Here is a 14,163-nt window from a genome sequence, read left to right as displayed (position 1 = left end):
GCTCGGTGCGTGCGGTGGTGGGACGGGCATCCATGCCACCAGTTCACCTGCCACCCCCGGCCGCGCGCATCCGGGCGCACCCGGATTTCCCCCTGAGCCGCCCCGCGTCGTGGGCTATGTCTCGGCGAGCTGCTCCCGGATGCGGTATTTGAGCACTTTGCCCGTGGTGTTGCGGGGCAGGGACTCGGTGAGCTCCAACCGCAGCGGGATCTTGTACCCGGCGATCTTGTCGCGGGCGAACTCCCGCAGCTCGTCCAGCGTGAGCGTGGCTCCGGGCCGCGTCGCGACCACGGCGGTGACCGCCTCGCCCCACGTGCCGTGCGGGGTGCCGAGCACGGCGACCTCGGCGACGGCGGGGTGGCCGTAGAGCACGTCCTCGACCTCGGCGGGGTAGACGTTCTCGCCACCGGAGATGATCATGTCCTTGACGCGGTCCACGATCCACACGTAGCCCTCGTCGTCGGTGGTGCCGAGGTCGCCGGTGTGGAACCAGCCCGCGGCGTCGATGGCCGCCGCGGTGGCCTCCCGGTTGCGCCAGTAGCCGGCCATCACCTGCGGTCCGCGCACGCAGACCTCGCCGGTCCCGCCGGCGGGCACGGGCGTGTTGTCCGAGTCGACCAGCCGCACCTCCGACAGCGGCAGCACCTGGTGGCCGGCCGCCCCGATCTTCACGTCCACCTCGTCGGTGCGCAGCACCAGCGCCAGCGGGGCCGTCTCGGTCAACCCGTAGCCCTGCGCGAACGGGACCCCGCGCTCGCCGAAGCGGTGGATCAGCGCCTCCGGCACCGGTGCCCCGCCGCAGACGAAGTAGCGCACGCTCGACAGGTCGGTCGTGGCGAACTCGGGGACCTGGCTCATGAACAGGAACATCGCGGGCACGCCGAACATCGTGGTCACCCGGTGCTCGGCGATGAGCTCCAGCGCCCCGGACGGGTCGAACGCCGGCATCAGCACCACGTGCCCGCCCTTCTGCAGCGTGATCAGCGTGGTGACGTTCAACCCGCCGATGTGGAACAGCGGCGCGCACACCAGCGACACGTCGTGCTGGCTGGTGTCGAAGGTCAGCAGCGCGTTGACGTTGTTCCAGAACAGGTTGCCGTGGGTGAGCATCGCGCCCTTGGCGCGGCCGGTGGTGCCCGAGGTGTACATGATCACGGCGACCTCGTCCGGTCCCGGGTGCACCGGGTCGCTCAGCGGTTCCCGCGCGGCCAGCAGCTCCTCGAACGTCTCCCACCCGGGCACCGGGGTCAGCGCGATCCGGCGCCGGGGGACCTCCCCGCTGGCCGCCGCGTCGACCACGGCGGTGCGGTCGGCGTCGGTGAGCACGGTGTGCACCTCGGCGTCGGTGAGGATGTGCGCGAGCTCGGGAGCGGCCAGCCGGAAGTTCATCGGGACGAACACGGCGCCGATCCGCGCGGCGGCGAACAGGGAGACGAGGAACGCCGGATCGTTCAGGCCGACGTAGCCGACCCGGTCGCCGTGCCGCACCCCGCCGTCGGAGAGCTCGGCGGCGAGCCGGTCGATGCGGTCGGCGAACTCGCGGTAGGTCAGGGTGGTGCCGGTGAAGGTGATCGCGGGCAGGTGCGGATTCGCGGCGGCTCGGCGGGGGATCCACGAGCCGAGGTCCATCGGGGGCTGCGCGGTGGTCATCGATGAGCTCCTCGCTGGGCGGGCGGCGGGGATCAGCGGTGCGGTCGGTGCTCGTCGCGGACGCGGTGCTGCTGGATCTTTCCGGGGGCCGTCTTCGGCGGGGCACCGGCGGAGGTGCACTGCTCGGGGAGCTGGGGCCGGTGATCCCGCGGCGGGCGCGCCGACCCTCGTGCGCTCCCTCCGGCGACTCCCCTCGGGAGTGCTGTGCGTTATATCACAATGAAGGTATCGCAGTTCCTCGGAAGAAACAATCAAGCACGCTTGATTTTTCTCGCTGAGCGGTGCCACGCTCCGATGCGTGACGGACACCGCAGCGCTGCTCGACGACCTGCGCGCCGAGGGCGAGGACCTCGACGCCCTGGTCGCCGGGCTGGCGCACGACCGGTGGGCACTGCCGACCCCGGCCCCCGGCTGGACCATCGCGCACCAGATCGCCCACCTGACCTGGACCGATGTGGTCGCGCTGGAGTCGGCCACCGACCCGGTCGCGTTCGCCGCGACCGTTGAGCGGGCGCGGCAGGACCCCACCGGGTTCGTCGACGAGGCCGCCGCCGAGCGTGCGCGCAGCAGGCCGGACGCGCTGCTGGCCGAGTGGCGCGCGGGCCGCGAACGGCTGATCGCGGCGCTGGGCTCCCTGCCCGCCGGCCGCAAGCTCGACTGGTTCGGCCCGTCGATGGGCGCGGCGTCGATGGCCACCGCGCGGCTCATGGAGACCTGGGCGCACGGCCAGGACGTCGCCGACGCGCTCGGCGAGCCGCGCACGCCGACGGCCCGGCTCGAGCACGTCGCCCACATCGGCGTGCGCACCCGCGACTTCGCCTACGCGCTGCACCGGCAGTCCCCGCCCGCGGAGCCGTTCCGCGTCGAACTCACCGGTCCGGCAGGCGAGCAGTGGACCTGGGGCCCGGCCGACGCCGCCCAGCGCGTGACCGGCCCGGCGCTGGACTTCTGCCTGCTGGTCACCCAGCGCCGCCACCGCGACGACCTCGCGGTGACCGCCACCGGCCCCGACGCGGCCCACTGGCTCACCATCGCCCAGGCGTTCGCCGGCGCTCCCGGGAGGGGCAGGAAGGCAGGGCAGTTCGCATGACGCAGCCCCGGCCGCTGGCCGCCGACCCCGAGCTCATCCGCATCGGCAACTGCTCCGGCTTCTACGGGGACCGGTTCGCCGCCATGCGCGAGATGCTCGACGGAGGCGAGCTCGACGTGCTCACCGGCGACTACCTCGCCGAGCTCACGATGCTCATCCTCGGCCGCCACCGGATGAAGGACCCGGACCTCGGCTACGCCAGGACATTCCTCCGGCAGCTGGAGGAGTGCCTCGGCCGCGCCGTCGAGCGCGGTGTGCGCATCGTCGCCAACGCGGGCGGGCTCAACCCCGCGGGACTCGCCCGGCAGCTGCGCGAACTCGCCGAACGGCTCGGCGTCGCGGCGCGGATCGCGCACGTCGAGGGCGACGACCTCACCGAGCGGGCCACCGAGCTCGGACTGGGCGAACCGCTCACCGCCAACGCCTACCTCGGGGCCTGGGGCATCGTCGAGTGCCTCCAGGCCGGGGCCGACGTCGTCGTCACCGGACGCGTCACCGACGCCTCGCTCGCCGTCGCACCCGCCGCGGCGCACTTCGGCTGGCAGCGCACCGACCACGACGCGCTCGCCGGCGCGGTCGCCGCCGGGCACGTCATCGAGTGCGGTGCGCAGGCCACCGGCGGCAACTACGCCTTCTTCACCGAGGTCCCGGACATGACCCGCCCCGGCTTCCCGCTGGCGGAGATCCGCCGGGACGGCTCCAGCGTCATCACCAAGCACGCGGGTACCGGCGGTGCGGTCACCACCGACACGGTCACGGCGCAGCTGGTGTACGAGATCCAGCACGCGAACTACGCCGGACCGGACGTGACCACCCGCCTCGACACCCTCGAGCTCGCACCGGCCGGAACCGACCGCGTGCGCCTCTCCGGCGTTCGCGGCGAAGCACCACCGCCCGAGCTGAAGGTCTCGCTGAACGCGCTCGGCGGCTTCCGCAACGAGGTGGACTTCGTCCTCACCGGACTCGACATCGACGCCAAGGCCGAACTCGTGCAGGAGCAGCTCACCAGCGGGCTGCAGCAGCAACCCGTCGAGCTGACCTGGACGCTCGCGCGGCTCGACCGCGCCGACGCGGAGACCGAGGAGCAGGCCAGCGCCATCCTGCGCTGCACGGCCCGCGATCCGGACGCGGACGTCGTCGGCCGCGCGTTCTCCAGCGCCGCCGTGGAGCTCGCCCTGGCCAGCTACCCGGGTTTCAGCCTCACCGGCGCCCCGGGCGAAGCCTCGCCGTACGGGGTGTTCACCCCCGGACACGTGGACCCGGCCGAGGTCGCGCACACCGCGGTGCTGCCCGACGGCAGCCGCGTGGACGTCCCGCCCGCGGCGGTGACGCGCGCGCTCGCACCGCCGCCCGAACCCGAACTGCCGCCGGCACCTCCCGCGGGGCCGTCCCGCCGCGTGCCGCTGGGCGCGCTCGCCGCTGCCCGCAGCGGCGACAAGGGCGGCGACGCGAACATCGGCGTCTGGGTGCGCACCGACGAGCGGTGGCGCTGGCTGGTGCACACCCTCACCGTCGAGCGGCTGCGCGCGCTGCTGCCGGAAACCGCCGAGCTGGACATCGACCGGACCGCGCTGCCGAACCTGCGCGCGGTCAACTTCGTCATCACCGGGATCCTCGGGCGCGGCGCCGCCGAGCAGGCCCGGTTCGACCCGCAGGCCAAGGGACTGGGCGAGTGGCTGCGGTCCCGGTACATCGACGTTCCCGAGGAGCTGCTGTGAGCACGTGGGACACCGACCAGCGGCGGGAGCTGCGCGCCACCGTCCGGCGGTTCGTCGACGGCGACGTGCTGCCGCACCAGGACGAGTGGGAGCGCGCCGGCGAGCTGCCGCGCAGCCTGCACCGGAGGGCCGGCGAGCTCGGCCTGCTCGGGGCGAGCTTCCCGATCGAGGTCGGCGGAGGCGGCGGGGACCTCGTCGACGCCGCCGTCATCGCCGAGGAACTGCACCGCGCGGGAGCCGCCGGCGGCCTGTTCGCCTCGCTGTTCACCTCCGGCATCGCGCTGCCGCACATGGTCCGGGCCGGCGACGAGGAGCACGTCGAACGCTGGGTGCGGCCCACGTTGGACGGTTCCAAGATCGGTTCGCTGGCGATCACCGAACCCGGCGGCGGATCCGACGTCGGGCACCTGACCACCCGGGCCGAACGCGACGGGGACGACTACGTCGTCAACGGCGCCAAGACGTTCATCACCTCCGGCTGCCGCGCGGACTTCGTGGTCACCGCGGTGCGCACGGGAGGGCCGGGCGCCGAGGGCATTTCGCTGCTCGTGGTCGACACGGACACCCCCGGCTTCACCGTCACCCGCAAGCTGGAGAAGATGGGCTGGAACTGCTCCGACACGGCCGAGCTGTCCTTCGCCGACGCGCGCGTGCCCGCGGCGAACCTCGTGGGCGCGGAGAACTCCGGATTCCTGCAGATCGCCCGCGCCTTCGTGACCGAGCGGCTCAGCCTCGCCGTGCAGGCCTACTCCAGCGCGCAGCGGTGCCTGGACCTGGCCGAGCAGTGGTGCCGCGACCGGGAGACCTTCGGGCGCCCGCTGATCAGCCGCCAGTCCGTGCAGAACACGCTCACCGAGATGGCGCGCGCGATCGACGTGGCCCGGGTCTACACCCGTCAGCTCGCCGAACGCGCCGCTGGCGGCGAGGAGGACCTCACGGTGGAGACCTGCTTCGCCAAGAACACGGCCGTGCAGGCCGGGGAGTGGGTCGTCGACCAGGCCGTGCAGCTGTTCGGCGGGCTCGGCTACATGCGCGAGTGCGAGATCGAGCGCCAGTACCGCGACATGCGCATCCTCGGCATCGGCGGCGGCACCAGCGAAATCCTCACCGGCCTCGCAGCGAACCGATTGGGGTACCGGGCATGACCGTTCTGCAGTCCGCACTGGACACCTCCTCCGCCGACTTCACCACCGCGGAGGAGGCGATGCGCACCAAGCTCGACGAGGTCGAGGCCGAGCACGCCAAGGCGCTCGCCGGCGGGGGAGAGGACAAGGTGCGGCGCCACCGCCGGCGCGGCAAGCTCACCGCGCGCGAGCGCATCGAGATGCTGCTCGACGAGGACTCGCCGTTCCTGGAACTGTGCCCGCTCGCGGCCTGGGGCAGCGACTTCCAGGTGGGCGGCTCGATCGTGACCGGCATCGGCGTGGTCGAGGGCGTGGAGTGCATGCTCGTCGCCAACGACCCGACCGTGCGGGGCGGCAGCAGCAACCCGTGGACGATGCGCAAGTCCTTCCGCGCCCACGAGGTCGTCATGCGCAACCGGCTGCCCGTGATCGCCCTGGTCGAGTCCGGCGGAGCGGACCTGCCGACGCAGAAGGAGGTGTTCGTCCCCGGCGGGCGCATGTTCCGCGACATCACCCAGGCCTCGGCCGCCGGCATCCCCACCATCGCGCTCGTGTTCGGCAGCTCCACCGCGGGCGGCGCCTACATCCCCGGCATGTCCGACCACGTGGTCATGGTCAAGGAGCAGTCCAAGGTGTTCCTCGGCGGGCCGCCGCTGGTGCGGATGGCCACCGGCGAGGACTCCGACGACGAGGCCCTCGGCGGTGCCGACGTGCACGCGCGGAGCTCGGGGCTGGCCGACTACTACGCCGTCGACGAGCCCGACGCCGTCCGCATCGGACGTTCCATCGTCAAGCGCCTCAACTGGCGGAAGAAGGGACCGGCGCCGCGCGCGGAGGTGGCGGAACCCCGCTACAGCAGCGAGGACCTGCTGGGCGTGGTGCCGGCGGACCTGAAGGTGCCGTTCGACCCGCGCGAGGTCATCGCCCGCATCGTCGACGGGTCCGACTTCGACGAGTTCAAGGCCCGCTACGGGTCCAGCCTCGTCACCGGTTGGGCCGAACTGCACGGCTACCCGATCGGCGTCCTCGCCAACCACCACGGCGTCCTGTTCTCCGCGGAGGCGCAGAAGGCCGCCCAGTTCATCCAGCTGGCCAACCAGACCGACACGCCGCTGCTGTTCCTGCACAACACCACCGGCTACATGGTCGGCCAGGAGTACGAGCAGGGCGGCATCATCAAGCACGGCGCGATGATGATCAACGCCGTGTCCAACTCGACCGTGCCGCACCTCTCGGTGCTCATGGGCGCTTCCTACGGCGCGGGCCACTACGGCATGTGCGGCCGCGCCTACGACCCCCGCTTCCTGTTCTCCTGGCCCAGCGCCAAGTCCGCCGTCATGGGGCCCGCGCAGCTGGCCGGCGTCATCTCGATCGTCAGCCGCGCGGCCGCCGAAGCGAAGGGCCAGCCGTTCGACGAGGAAGCCGACGCAGCCACGCGGGAGGCCGTGGAGAACCAGATCGAAGCCGAGTCGCTGCCGCTGTTCCTGTCCGGTCGGCTCCACGACGACGGCGTCATCGACCCGCGGGACACCCGCACGGTGCTCGGGATGTGCCTGTCGGCCATCCACAACGCCCCGATCGCAGGCGCCGAGGGCTTCGGCGTCTTCCGGATGTGAGGAGCTTCGGCCATGTCCGACGTCCCCGCCGCGCCGATCACCGACCTCCTCGTCGCCAACCGCGGGGAGATCGCCCGGCGCGTCTTCGCCACCGCCCGCCGCATGGGACTGGGCACCACCGCCGTGTTCTCCGACGCCGACGCGGCCGCCCCGCACGCCCGGGAGGCCGACGCCGCGGTGCGCCTTCCCGGCAACACCCCCGGCGAGACGTACCTGCGGCCCGAGGAGCTCGTGCGGGCCGCCCGCGCGGCCGGGGCCGACGCGGTCCACCCCGGTTACGGGTTCCTCTCCGAGAGCGCCGGTTTCGCCCGAGCCGTCGTCGAGGCCGGGCTGACCTGGGTCGGTCCGCCACCAGCGGTGATCGAGTCGATGGGTTCGAAGGTCGGGGCGAAGAAGCTCATGGCCGACGCCGGGGTCCCCGTGCTCACCGAACTCGACCCCGACTCGGTCACCGCCGACCAGCTGCCCGTGCTCGTCAAGGCCTCCGCGGGCGGCGGCGGGCGCGGCATGCGCGCGGTGCGCACGCTCGACGAACTGCCCGCGCAACTCGCAGCGGCCCGCCGCGAAGCCGAATCCGCCTTCGGCGACCCCACGGTGTTCTGCGAGCGCTACCTGGAAACCGGCAGGCACGTCGAAGTGCAGGTCGTGGCCGACCGGCACGGCACCGCGTGGGCGCTCGGCGAGCGCGAGTGCTCGCTGCAGCGCCGGCACCAGAAGGTGGTGGAGGAAGCCCCTTCCCCGCTGGTCGAGCGGCGCGAAGCCGCGGGCGACGACATGCGCGAGCGGCTGTTCACCGCCGCGCGGCGGGCCGCCGCCGCCATCGGCTACGAAGGCGCCGGCACGGTCGAGTTCCTCGCCGACGAGTCCGGGGAGTTCTTCTTCCTGGAGATGAACACGCGCCTGCAGGTCGAACACCCCGTCACCGAGAACACCACCGGTGTCGACCTGGTGCGGCTGCAGCTGCGGATCGCCCAGGGCGACGAGCTGCCCGCCGACCCCCCGCCGCGGCACGGGTGCGCGATCGAAGCGCGCCTGTACGCCGAGGACCCCGCGCAGGACTGGCGCCCGCAGAGCGGCGCGCTGCACCACTTCGACGTTCCGGACGCGGCAGGCGGTTTCGCCCCGCTCACCGACCCCGGCATCCGGCTCGACTCCGGCGTGACCGACGGCGACGTCGTCAGCATCCACTACGACCCGATGCTGGCCAAGGTCATCGCCAGCGGCCACACCCGGCGGGAGACCGCGCGCCTGCTCGCCGCGGCGCTGGCGCGCTCGCGGGTGCACGGGCTCGTGACCAACCGCGACCTGCTGGTGCGCGTGCTGCGCCACCCGGCGTTCCTCGCCGGCGAGACCGACACCGCCTTCTTCGACCGGCACGGGCTGGACGCGCTCGCGCGTCCGCTCGCCGACGAGCACGCGCTCGAGCTCTCGGCGATCGCCGCGGCACTGGCCGAAGCGACCGGCAACCGCCGCAGCGCCCGGGTGAACGCCCACGTCCCGAGCGGGTGGCGGAACCTGCCCGCGCAGTCGCAGTCCAAGACCTACACCGGCCCCGGCGGCACCGACGTCGAAGTGCGGTACCTGCACCGGCGCGGCGGGACCACCGTGGAGGGGCACCCCGGTCTCCTCCCGGTCGAGGCCGGTCCGGAGCGGGTGGTGCTCGACGTGCCCGGCGAGCACGGCCCGGTGCGCCGGGCGTTCGACGTGGCGCGCTACGGCGGGCTCGTCTGCGTCGACTCGCCGCTCGGCCCGGTCTCCCTGGGCAGGAAGCCGCGGTTCACCGACCCGTCCGCCCGCCTCGCCGCGGGATCGCTGCTGGCGCCGATGCCCGGCAGCGTCGTCCGCCTCGCCGCCGAGGTCGGCGAGAGCGTCACCCGCGGCCAGCCGGTCCTGCGGCTGGAGGCGATGAAGATGGAGCACACCATCGCGGCCCCCACCGACGGCGTGCTCACCGAGCTGCACGTGCGCACCGGCGAGCAGGTCGAGATGGGCGCGGTCCTGGCCGTCGTCGACGACACCACCGACGGGGCGGCGGACGATCCGGAACGCACCGCAGCGGAGGGACACCGATGAGCGTCACCGAAACCGACGAGCAGAAGGAACTGCGTTCCGCCGCGGCCCGGCTCGGGCAGCGCTACAACTACCTCGACTACGTGCTGCCGAAGGCCCGCGCCGGCGAGCCGCTGACCGAGCTGTGGCACGAGGCGGCAGCGCTCGGCTTCCTCGGCGTCAACCTCCCCGAGGAGTACGGCGGGGGAGGTGCGGGCATCTACGAGCTCGCCCTCGTGCAGGAGGAGCTCGCCGCGCAGGGCGCCGGGCTGCTGCTCGTCGTCGTCTCCCCGGCGATCTGCGGCACGATCATCGCCAAGTACGGCACCGAGCAGCAGCGGGCGCGCTGGCTGCCCGGGCTGGCCGCGGGGTCGGTCCGGATGGCCTTCGGCATCACCGAACCCGACGCCGGGTCCAACTCGCACGAGATCACCACCACCGCCCGCCGCGACGGCCAGGGCTGGGTCCTGCACGGGCAGAAGGTGTTCATCTCCGGCGTCGACCAGGCCGCGGCCGTGCTCGTCGTCGCCCGCACCGAGGACGCCGCCACCGGCAAGCTGCGGCCGGCGCTGTTCATCGTGCCCACCGACGCGGAGAACTTCACCGCGCAGCCGATGGACATGGACGTCATCGCCCCGGACAGGCAGTTCACGCTGTTCTTCGACGGGGTGCGCCTGCCCGGCGAGGCGCTCGTCGGCGAGCAGGACGCGGCGCTGCTGCAGCTGTTCGCCGGGTTGAACCCGGAACGCGTCCTCGGCGCGGCCATGGCCGTCGGCACCAGCCGGTACGCGCTGTCCCGCGCCGTCGACTACGCCAACGCCCGGCAGGTGTTCCAGCAGCCGATCGGCGCGCACCAGGGCATCGCGCACCCGTTGGCCCAGCTCAAGATCGACACCGAGATGGCCAAGCTCATGACGCAGAAGGCCGCGGTGCTGTACGACTCCGGTGATGACGACGGCGCGGCCGAGGCCGCGAACATGGCCAAGTACGCCGCCGCCGAGGCCAGCATCGCCGCGCTGGACCGGGCGATCCAGACCCACGGCGGGTCCGGTCTGACCGGCGAGCACGGTCTCGCCGCCATGCTCGGCATGGCGCGCATCGCCCGCGTGGCGCCGGTGAGCCGGGAGATGGTGCTGAACTTCGTCGCCCAGCACAGCCTCGGCCTGCCGAAGTCCTACTGAGGCGGCGGTGCTGCTGCCGCGGCGGGGCGGCGGGCTCCCGCGCGGCGCTCCGGGAGCTCGCCGCGCGGCCGCGGCGCCGGCGGAGCGCGTCCCGGGCCGGGCCGGCGGCCGTGCGAGGCGGTGACCGGGCGCGGTGCCCGCCAGGGCAGCATGGTCTGCGGAGCCAGGTCGGGATCCCGAGCGGATGCCGCGCACACGTCGCAGCGATGAGGAGGCAGCGGTGCCGCCGCGCGAACCGAAGCAGGACCGCAGCAGGGCGACGCGCCAGCGCCTGCTCGAGTCGACGGTCGAGTGCCTGGCCACCGAGGGCTGGGCGGCGACGACGGTGGCGGTGGCGGCGCAGCGGGCCGGTGTTTCGCGCGGTGCGGCGCAGCACCACTTCCCGACGCGGGAGGAGCTCATCACCGCGGCCCTGGAGGTGATCTTCGACAGCCGCATCGGGGAGCTCCGCGCCGAGAGCAGCGACCTGCCGACCGGCCCGGAGCGCACCGAGGCGGTCGTGCGGCGGATGGTCGACTACTTCACCGACCCGTTCTTCAAGGCCGCCCTGCAGGTGTGGACCGCCGCCGCGGCCGACGAGAAGCTCCGCGAGCGGATCGTGCCGCTGGAGGCGAAGTTCGGCCGGATCGCGCACCAGGTCACCGTCGAACTGCTCGGGGCCGACGACGCGGATCCGGTGGTGCGGCGGCTCGTGCAGGGCACGCTGGACATGGCCCGCGGGCTGGGACTGGCCGACGTGCTCACCGACGACTCCGCGCGCCGGGAGCGCATCGTGCGCCAGTGGTCCGAGACCCTCGACGCCGCGCTGCGCGACCGGCTGCCCGGGTCGGGTGGTGGAGGAGCAGCGGGCGGCGAGCGCGGCGCGGAGTAGCGGGACTCCGCCGGGAGCGCCGCCGCGGTGCACGGCCCGCGGAGGTGCTGCGGTGCCGCCGCGGGCCGGTGCGCGCTACTGCACCGACCAGCCGCCGTCCGAGGGCAGCACCGCGCCGGAGATGTTGACCCCGTCGTCGCTGAGCAGGAACGTGATCGAGGCGGCGAGCTGCGGTGCCGTCGCGATCGGCGGCATCATCCGCTGCAGCGGGGCCAGGCGGCCGGAGCCGAACTCCGCCGGTTCCGCCATCGCCCCGCCGCTGGCGATGCCCGTGACCACGCCGCCCGGGGCGACGGCGTTGACGCGGATGCCCGAGTGCCCGTACATGAACGCCGCGCTGCGGGTCAGCCCCACCACCGCGTGCTTGGAGGCGGTGTAGGCGACTCCGGATGCCCCGCCGCGCAGCGCGGCCTCCGAGGCGATGTTGACGATCGAGCCGCGCCCCGCCTCGAGCATCGCCGGGAGCACGGCGCGGGTGAGGCGGAACATCCCGTCGACGTTGACGCCGAACACGCGCTGCCACAGCTCGTCGCTCATCTCGTGCAGGGCGCCGAAGTCGTCGTTGATCCCCGCGATGTTCGCCAGCCCGTCGATCCGCGGTCCGGCGGTGGTGACCACCCGCTCGAGGTCCTCCGCGTCGGTGATGTCCGCGCGCACCGGCAGCACCTCGGCGGAGCCGAGCTCGGCGGTGAGCTCGTCCAGCTCCCCGGCCGCCACGTCCGCTGCGACCACGCGCCCGCCTTCGCGGGCGATGCGCGAGGCGGTGGCGCGGCCGATGCCGGAGGCGGCACCGGTGACGATGACCGTCCGGCCGTCGAACCGCCCGGGCGCGATGCGCTCCTGCCAACCGGTTTCCTCCTCGGCCGCGTCGGGCGCGGCGCCGCCGTTGGCCCGAGACACCAGGTCGTCGACCACCTGCTGCGAGAGCGCGCCCCGGCTCATGGTGACCAGCTGTTCCAGCGGCAGCTGCCGCACGGGTGCGAGCGCCTCCTCGTCGAAACCGCCCCGGGCGAGCAGCTCCCGGATCAGCGGCCCGCCGACCGGGTGGTCGATCCACGTGCCGATCGGGGTCCGGCCGGTCAGCGGCGTGCGTTCGTCCGTCATCGCGTCGTCCTTCCTCTCGTGCGTGCGTCGCCGGTCGCACCGCGCCGGAGCGGTGCGCCCGCCCTCCCGCGGGCGCGGGTCCCGCCGCGCACGCGGGTTCGCCGGTGGTGCGGGGATCCTCGTGCGGAGCCTCCGCGGGGTACCTGCTAGCGTAAGTCAGACAGCTGACTTAAAATGTTCGCGGGGGTTCGCGCAGGGATGACACCGACGTCCACCACACCGCAGGCGGAGGAGGTCTCCGGTGCCACCCGCCCGCAGACCATCGTCGTGGTGCTGGCCCTCAGCGGGATCGTGGTCTCGCTCATGCAGACGCTCGTGGTGCCGCTGGTGCCGCAGCTGCCCGAACTGCTGAGCACCTCGGCCGCCGACGCGGCCTGGGCGGTCACCGCCACGCTGCTGGCCTCCGCCGTCGCCACTCCCACGGTGGGCAGGCTCGGCGACATGTACGGCAAGCGGCGCATGCTGCTGCTCAGCCTCGCGATGCTGGCGTCCGGATCCGTGCTGTGCGCCCTGTCGCACGGCCTCGTGCCGATGGTCCTCGGCCGCACCCTGCAGGGGTTGGCCGCGGGCGTGATCCCCCTCGGCATCAGCATCATGCGCGACGTCCTGCCGCCCGAGCGGCTGAGCGGTGCCACCGCGCTGATGAGCGCCTCGCTCGGTGTCGGCGGTGCGCTGGGCCTGCCGCTGGCCGCGTTCATCGCCGACAACGCCGACTGGCACGTGCTGTTCTGGGCCGCCGCCGCGCTGGCCGGTGCCGCCTTCGCGCTCGTGACCGCGCTGGTGCCCGCCTCCGCGGTGCGCACCGGTGGGCGGTTCGACCTGCCCGGGGCGGTGGGGCTGTCGATCGCGCTGCTGTGCCTGCTGCTGGTGATCTCCAAGGGCTTCGACTGGGGCTGGGGCAGCGGCCTGCCGGGGGCGCTGCTCGCGATCACCGCCGTCGTGCTGCTCGTGTGGGGGTGGTGGGAGCTGCGCACCCCGCGCCCGCTGGTCGACCTGCGCACCTCCGCCCGGCGCCAGGTGCTGCTGACCAACATCGCCTCCGCGGTGTTCGGTTTCTCGATGTACGCGATCACCCTGGTGGTTCCGCAACTGGTGCAGCTGCCGGAAGCCACCGGCTACGGCTTCGGTCGGACCGTGTTCGTCGCCGGCCTGGTGATGGCCCCGAACGGGCTGGTCATGATGGCGATGGCGCCGGTGTCCGCGCGGATCACGCGCACCCTGGGACCGAAGGTGACGCTGATGACCGGTGCGGCCGTGGTCGCCGCGGGATACGGCGCGGGACTGCTGCTCAACTCCGCCCTCTGGCAGCTCGTGCTCGCCTCGAGCGTCGTCGGCTCCGGGGTCGGACTCGCCTACGGCGCCATGCCCGCGCTGGTGATGGCCGCGGTACCGCCCTCCGAGACCGCCGCGGCCAACAGCCTCAACACGCTCATGCGGTCGATCGGCACGTCGGTCTCCAGCGCGGTGATCGGGGTGGTGCTCGCGCACATGACCACGCGGATCGGCACCGCGGCCGTACCGGCGCAGTCCGGCTTCCGCGCGGTCCTCGGCCTCGGCGCGCTCGCCGCGCTCGGCGCCCTGGCGATCGCCTCCTTCCTGCCCGGCCGCTCCGCCGGGCGCGCAGCGGCCGAACCGGGACCCGCCGCGCAGCGGGCGGGCCGGTAGGGCGGCGCACCTGCCGCGGCGAGCCCGGGGGTCACCCCACCCGGGGGACGGCACCGCCGCGGCGTCCGGCTGATCGGTGGACACGTCTTCTTCCG

General features: G+C 73.5%; 10 protein-coding genes. 8 read left to right on the top strand and 2 right to left on the bottom strand.

The genetic code is table 11. The features are described 5' to 3' along the window. Positions 1–114 precede the first annotated feature (114 nt). Entirely contained in the window at positions 115–1,650 is a 1,536-nt protein-coding gene (locus ACVGV0_RS13600; protein ID WP_459156041.1) for an acyl-CoA synthetase, read from the bottom strand. A 298-nt stretch (positions 1,651–1,948) separates the two neighbouring features. Here ACVGV0_RS13600 and ACVGV0_RS13595 point away from each other — a divergent pair, with 298 nt between their 5' ends. The 7 genes from ACVGV0_RS13595 (at position 1,949) to ACVGV0_RS13565 (ending at position 11,299) form a co-directional block, all read left to right on the top strand. Further along, the gene (locus tag ACVGV0_RS13595; RefSeq protein WP_459156040.1) at positions 1,949–2,740 is read left to right on the top strand and encodes a TIGR03084 family metal-binding protein; all 792 of its coding nucleotides are present in this window, start codon (positions 1,949–1,951) and stop codon (positions 2,738–2,740) included. Then, the gene (locus tag ACVGV0_RS13590) at positions 2,737–4,458 is read left to right on the top strand and encodes an acyclic terpene utilization AtuA family protein (RefSeq protein ID WP_459156039.1); all 1,722 of its coding nucleotides are present in this window, start codon (positions 2,737–2,739) and stop codon (positions 4,456–4,458) included. The genes ACVGV0_RS13595 and ACVGV0_RS13590 overlap by 4 nt, the downstream gene beginning before the upstream one ends. Then, entirely contained in the window at positions 4,455–5,603 is a 1,149-nt protein-coding gene (locus tag ACVGV0_RS13585; protein ID WP_459156038.1) for an acyl-CoA dehydrogenase family protein, read from the top strand. The genes ACVGV0_RS13590 and ACVGV0_RS13585 overlap by 4 nt, the downstream gene beginning before the upstream one ends. After that, on the top strand, positions 5,600–7,198 hold the full coding sequence (locus tag ACVGV0_RS13580) for an acyl-CoA carboxylase subunit beta (protein ID WP_459156037.1): 1,599 nt from the start codon (positions 5,600–5,602) through the stop codon (positions 7,196–7,198). Before ACVGV0_RS13585 ends, ACVGV0_RS13580 begins: the two co-directional genes overlap by 4 nt. A gap of 12 nt (positions 7,199–7,210) precedes the next feature. Beyond that, complete coding sequence (locus ACVGV0_RS13575) at positions 7,211–9,271, top strand: acetyl/propionyl/methylcrotonyl-CoA carboxylase subunit alpha (protein WP_459156036.1); 2,061 nt, start codon at positions 7,211–7,213, stop codon at positions 9,269–9,271. Continuing rightward, positions 9,268–10,428: an acyl-CoA dehydrogenase family protein gene (locus tag ACVGV0_RS13570; protein ID WP_459156035.1), complete on the top strand. Its 1,161-nt coding sequence runs from the start codon at positions 9,268–9,270 to the stop codon at positions 10,426–10,428. The genes ACVGV0_RS13575 and ACVGV0_RS13570 overlap by 4 nt, the downstream gene beginning before the upstream one ends. A gap of 184 nt (positions 10,429–10,612) precedes the next feature. Beyond that, positions 10,613–11,299, top strand: coding sequence for a TetR/AcrR family transcriptional regulator (locus tag ACVGV0_RS13565; RefSeq protein ID WP_459156034.1), 687 nt, complete (start codon positions 10,613–10,615; stop codon positions 11,297–11,299). A gap of 75 nt (positions 11,300–11,374) precedes the next feature. Here ACVGV0_RS13565 and ACVGV0_RS13560 read toward each other — a convergent pair whose 3' ends face one another. Continuing rightward, positions 11,375–12,403: an SDR family NAD(P)-dependent oxidoreductase gene (locus ACVGV0_RS13560; protein WP_459156033.1), complete on the bottom strand. Its 1,029-nt coding sequence runs from the start codon at positions 12,401–12,403 to the stop codon at positions 11,375–11,377. Between the two features lie 198 nt (positions 12,404–12,601). Here ACVGV0_RS13560 and ACVGV0_RS13555 point away from each other — a divergent pair, with 198 nt between their 5' ends. Continuing rightward, positions 12,602–14,068, top strand: a complete 1,467-nt coding sequence (locus ACVGV0_RS13555) for an MFS transporter (RefSeq protein WP_459156032.1) — start codon at positions 12,602–12,604, stop codon at positions 14,066–14,068. Positions 14,069–14,163 lie beyond the last annotated feature (95 nt).

The organism is Salinifilum ghardaiensis, from assembly GCF_054491345.1.
Note: the sequence above shows the minus strand (reverse complement) of the source record. Positions and strands in the feature narration are given on the sequence as shown.

Bases quoted from the DNA above. Each gene is read 5' to 3' on its own strand.
- ACVGV0_RS13555 (WP_459156032.1), top strand. From the start codon at position 12,602: ATGACACCGACGTCCACCACACCGCAGGCGGAGGAGGTCTCCGGTGCC.
- ACVGV0_RS13575 (WP_459156036.1), top strand. From the start codon at position 7,211: ATGTCCGACGTCCCCGCCGCGCCGATCACCGACCTCCTCGTCGCCAAC.
- ACVGV0_RS13560 (WP_459156033.1), bottom strand. From the start codon at position 12,403: ATGACGGACGAACGCACGCCGCTGACCGGCCGGACCCCGATCGGCACG.
- ACVGV0_RS13580 (WP_459156037.1), top strand. From the start codon at position 5,600: ATGACCGTTCTGCAGTCCGCACTGGACACCTCCTCCGCCGACTTCACC.
- ACVGV0_RS13600 (WP_459156041.1), bottom strand. From the start codon at position 1,650: ATGACCACCGCGCAGCCCCCGATGGACCTCGGCTCGTGGATCCCCCGC.
- ACVGV0_RS13570 (WP_459156035.1), top strand. From the start codon at position 9,268: ATGAGCGTCACCGAAACCGACGAGCAGAAGGAACTGCGTTCCGCCGCG.
- ACVGV0_RS13590 (WP_459156039.1), top strand. From the start codon at position 2,737: ATGACGCAGCCCCGGCCGCTGGCCGCCGACCCCGAGCTCATCCGCATC.
- ACVGV0_RS13565 (WP_459156034.1), top strand. From the start codon at position 10,613: ATGCCGCGCACACGTCGCAGCGATGAGGAGGCAGCGGTGCCGCCGCGC.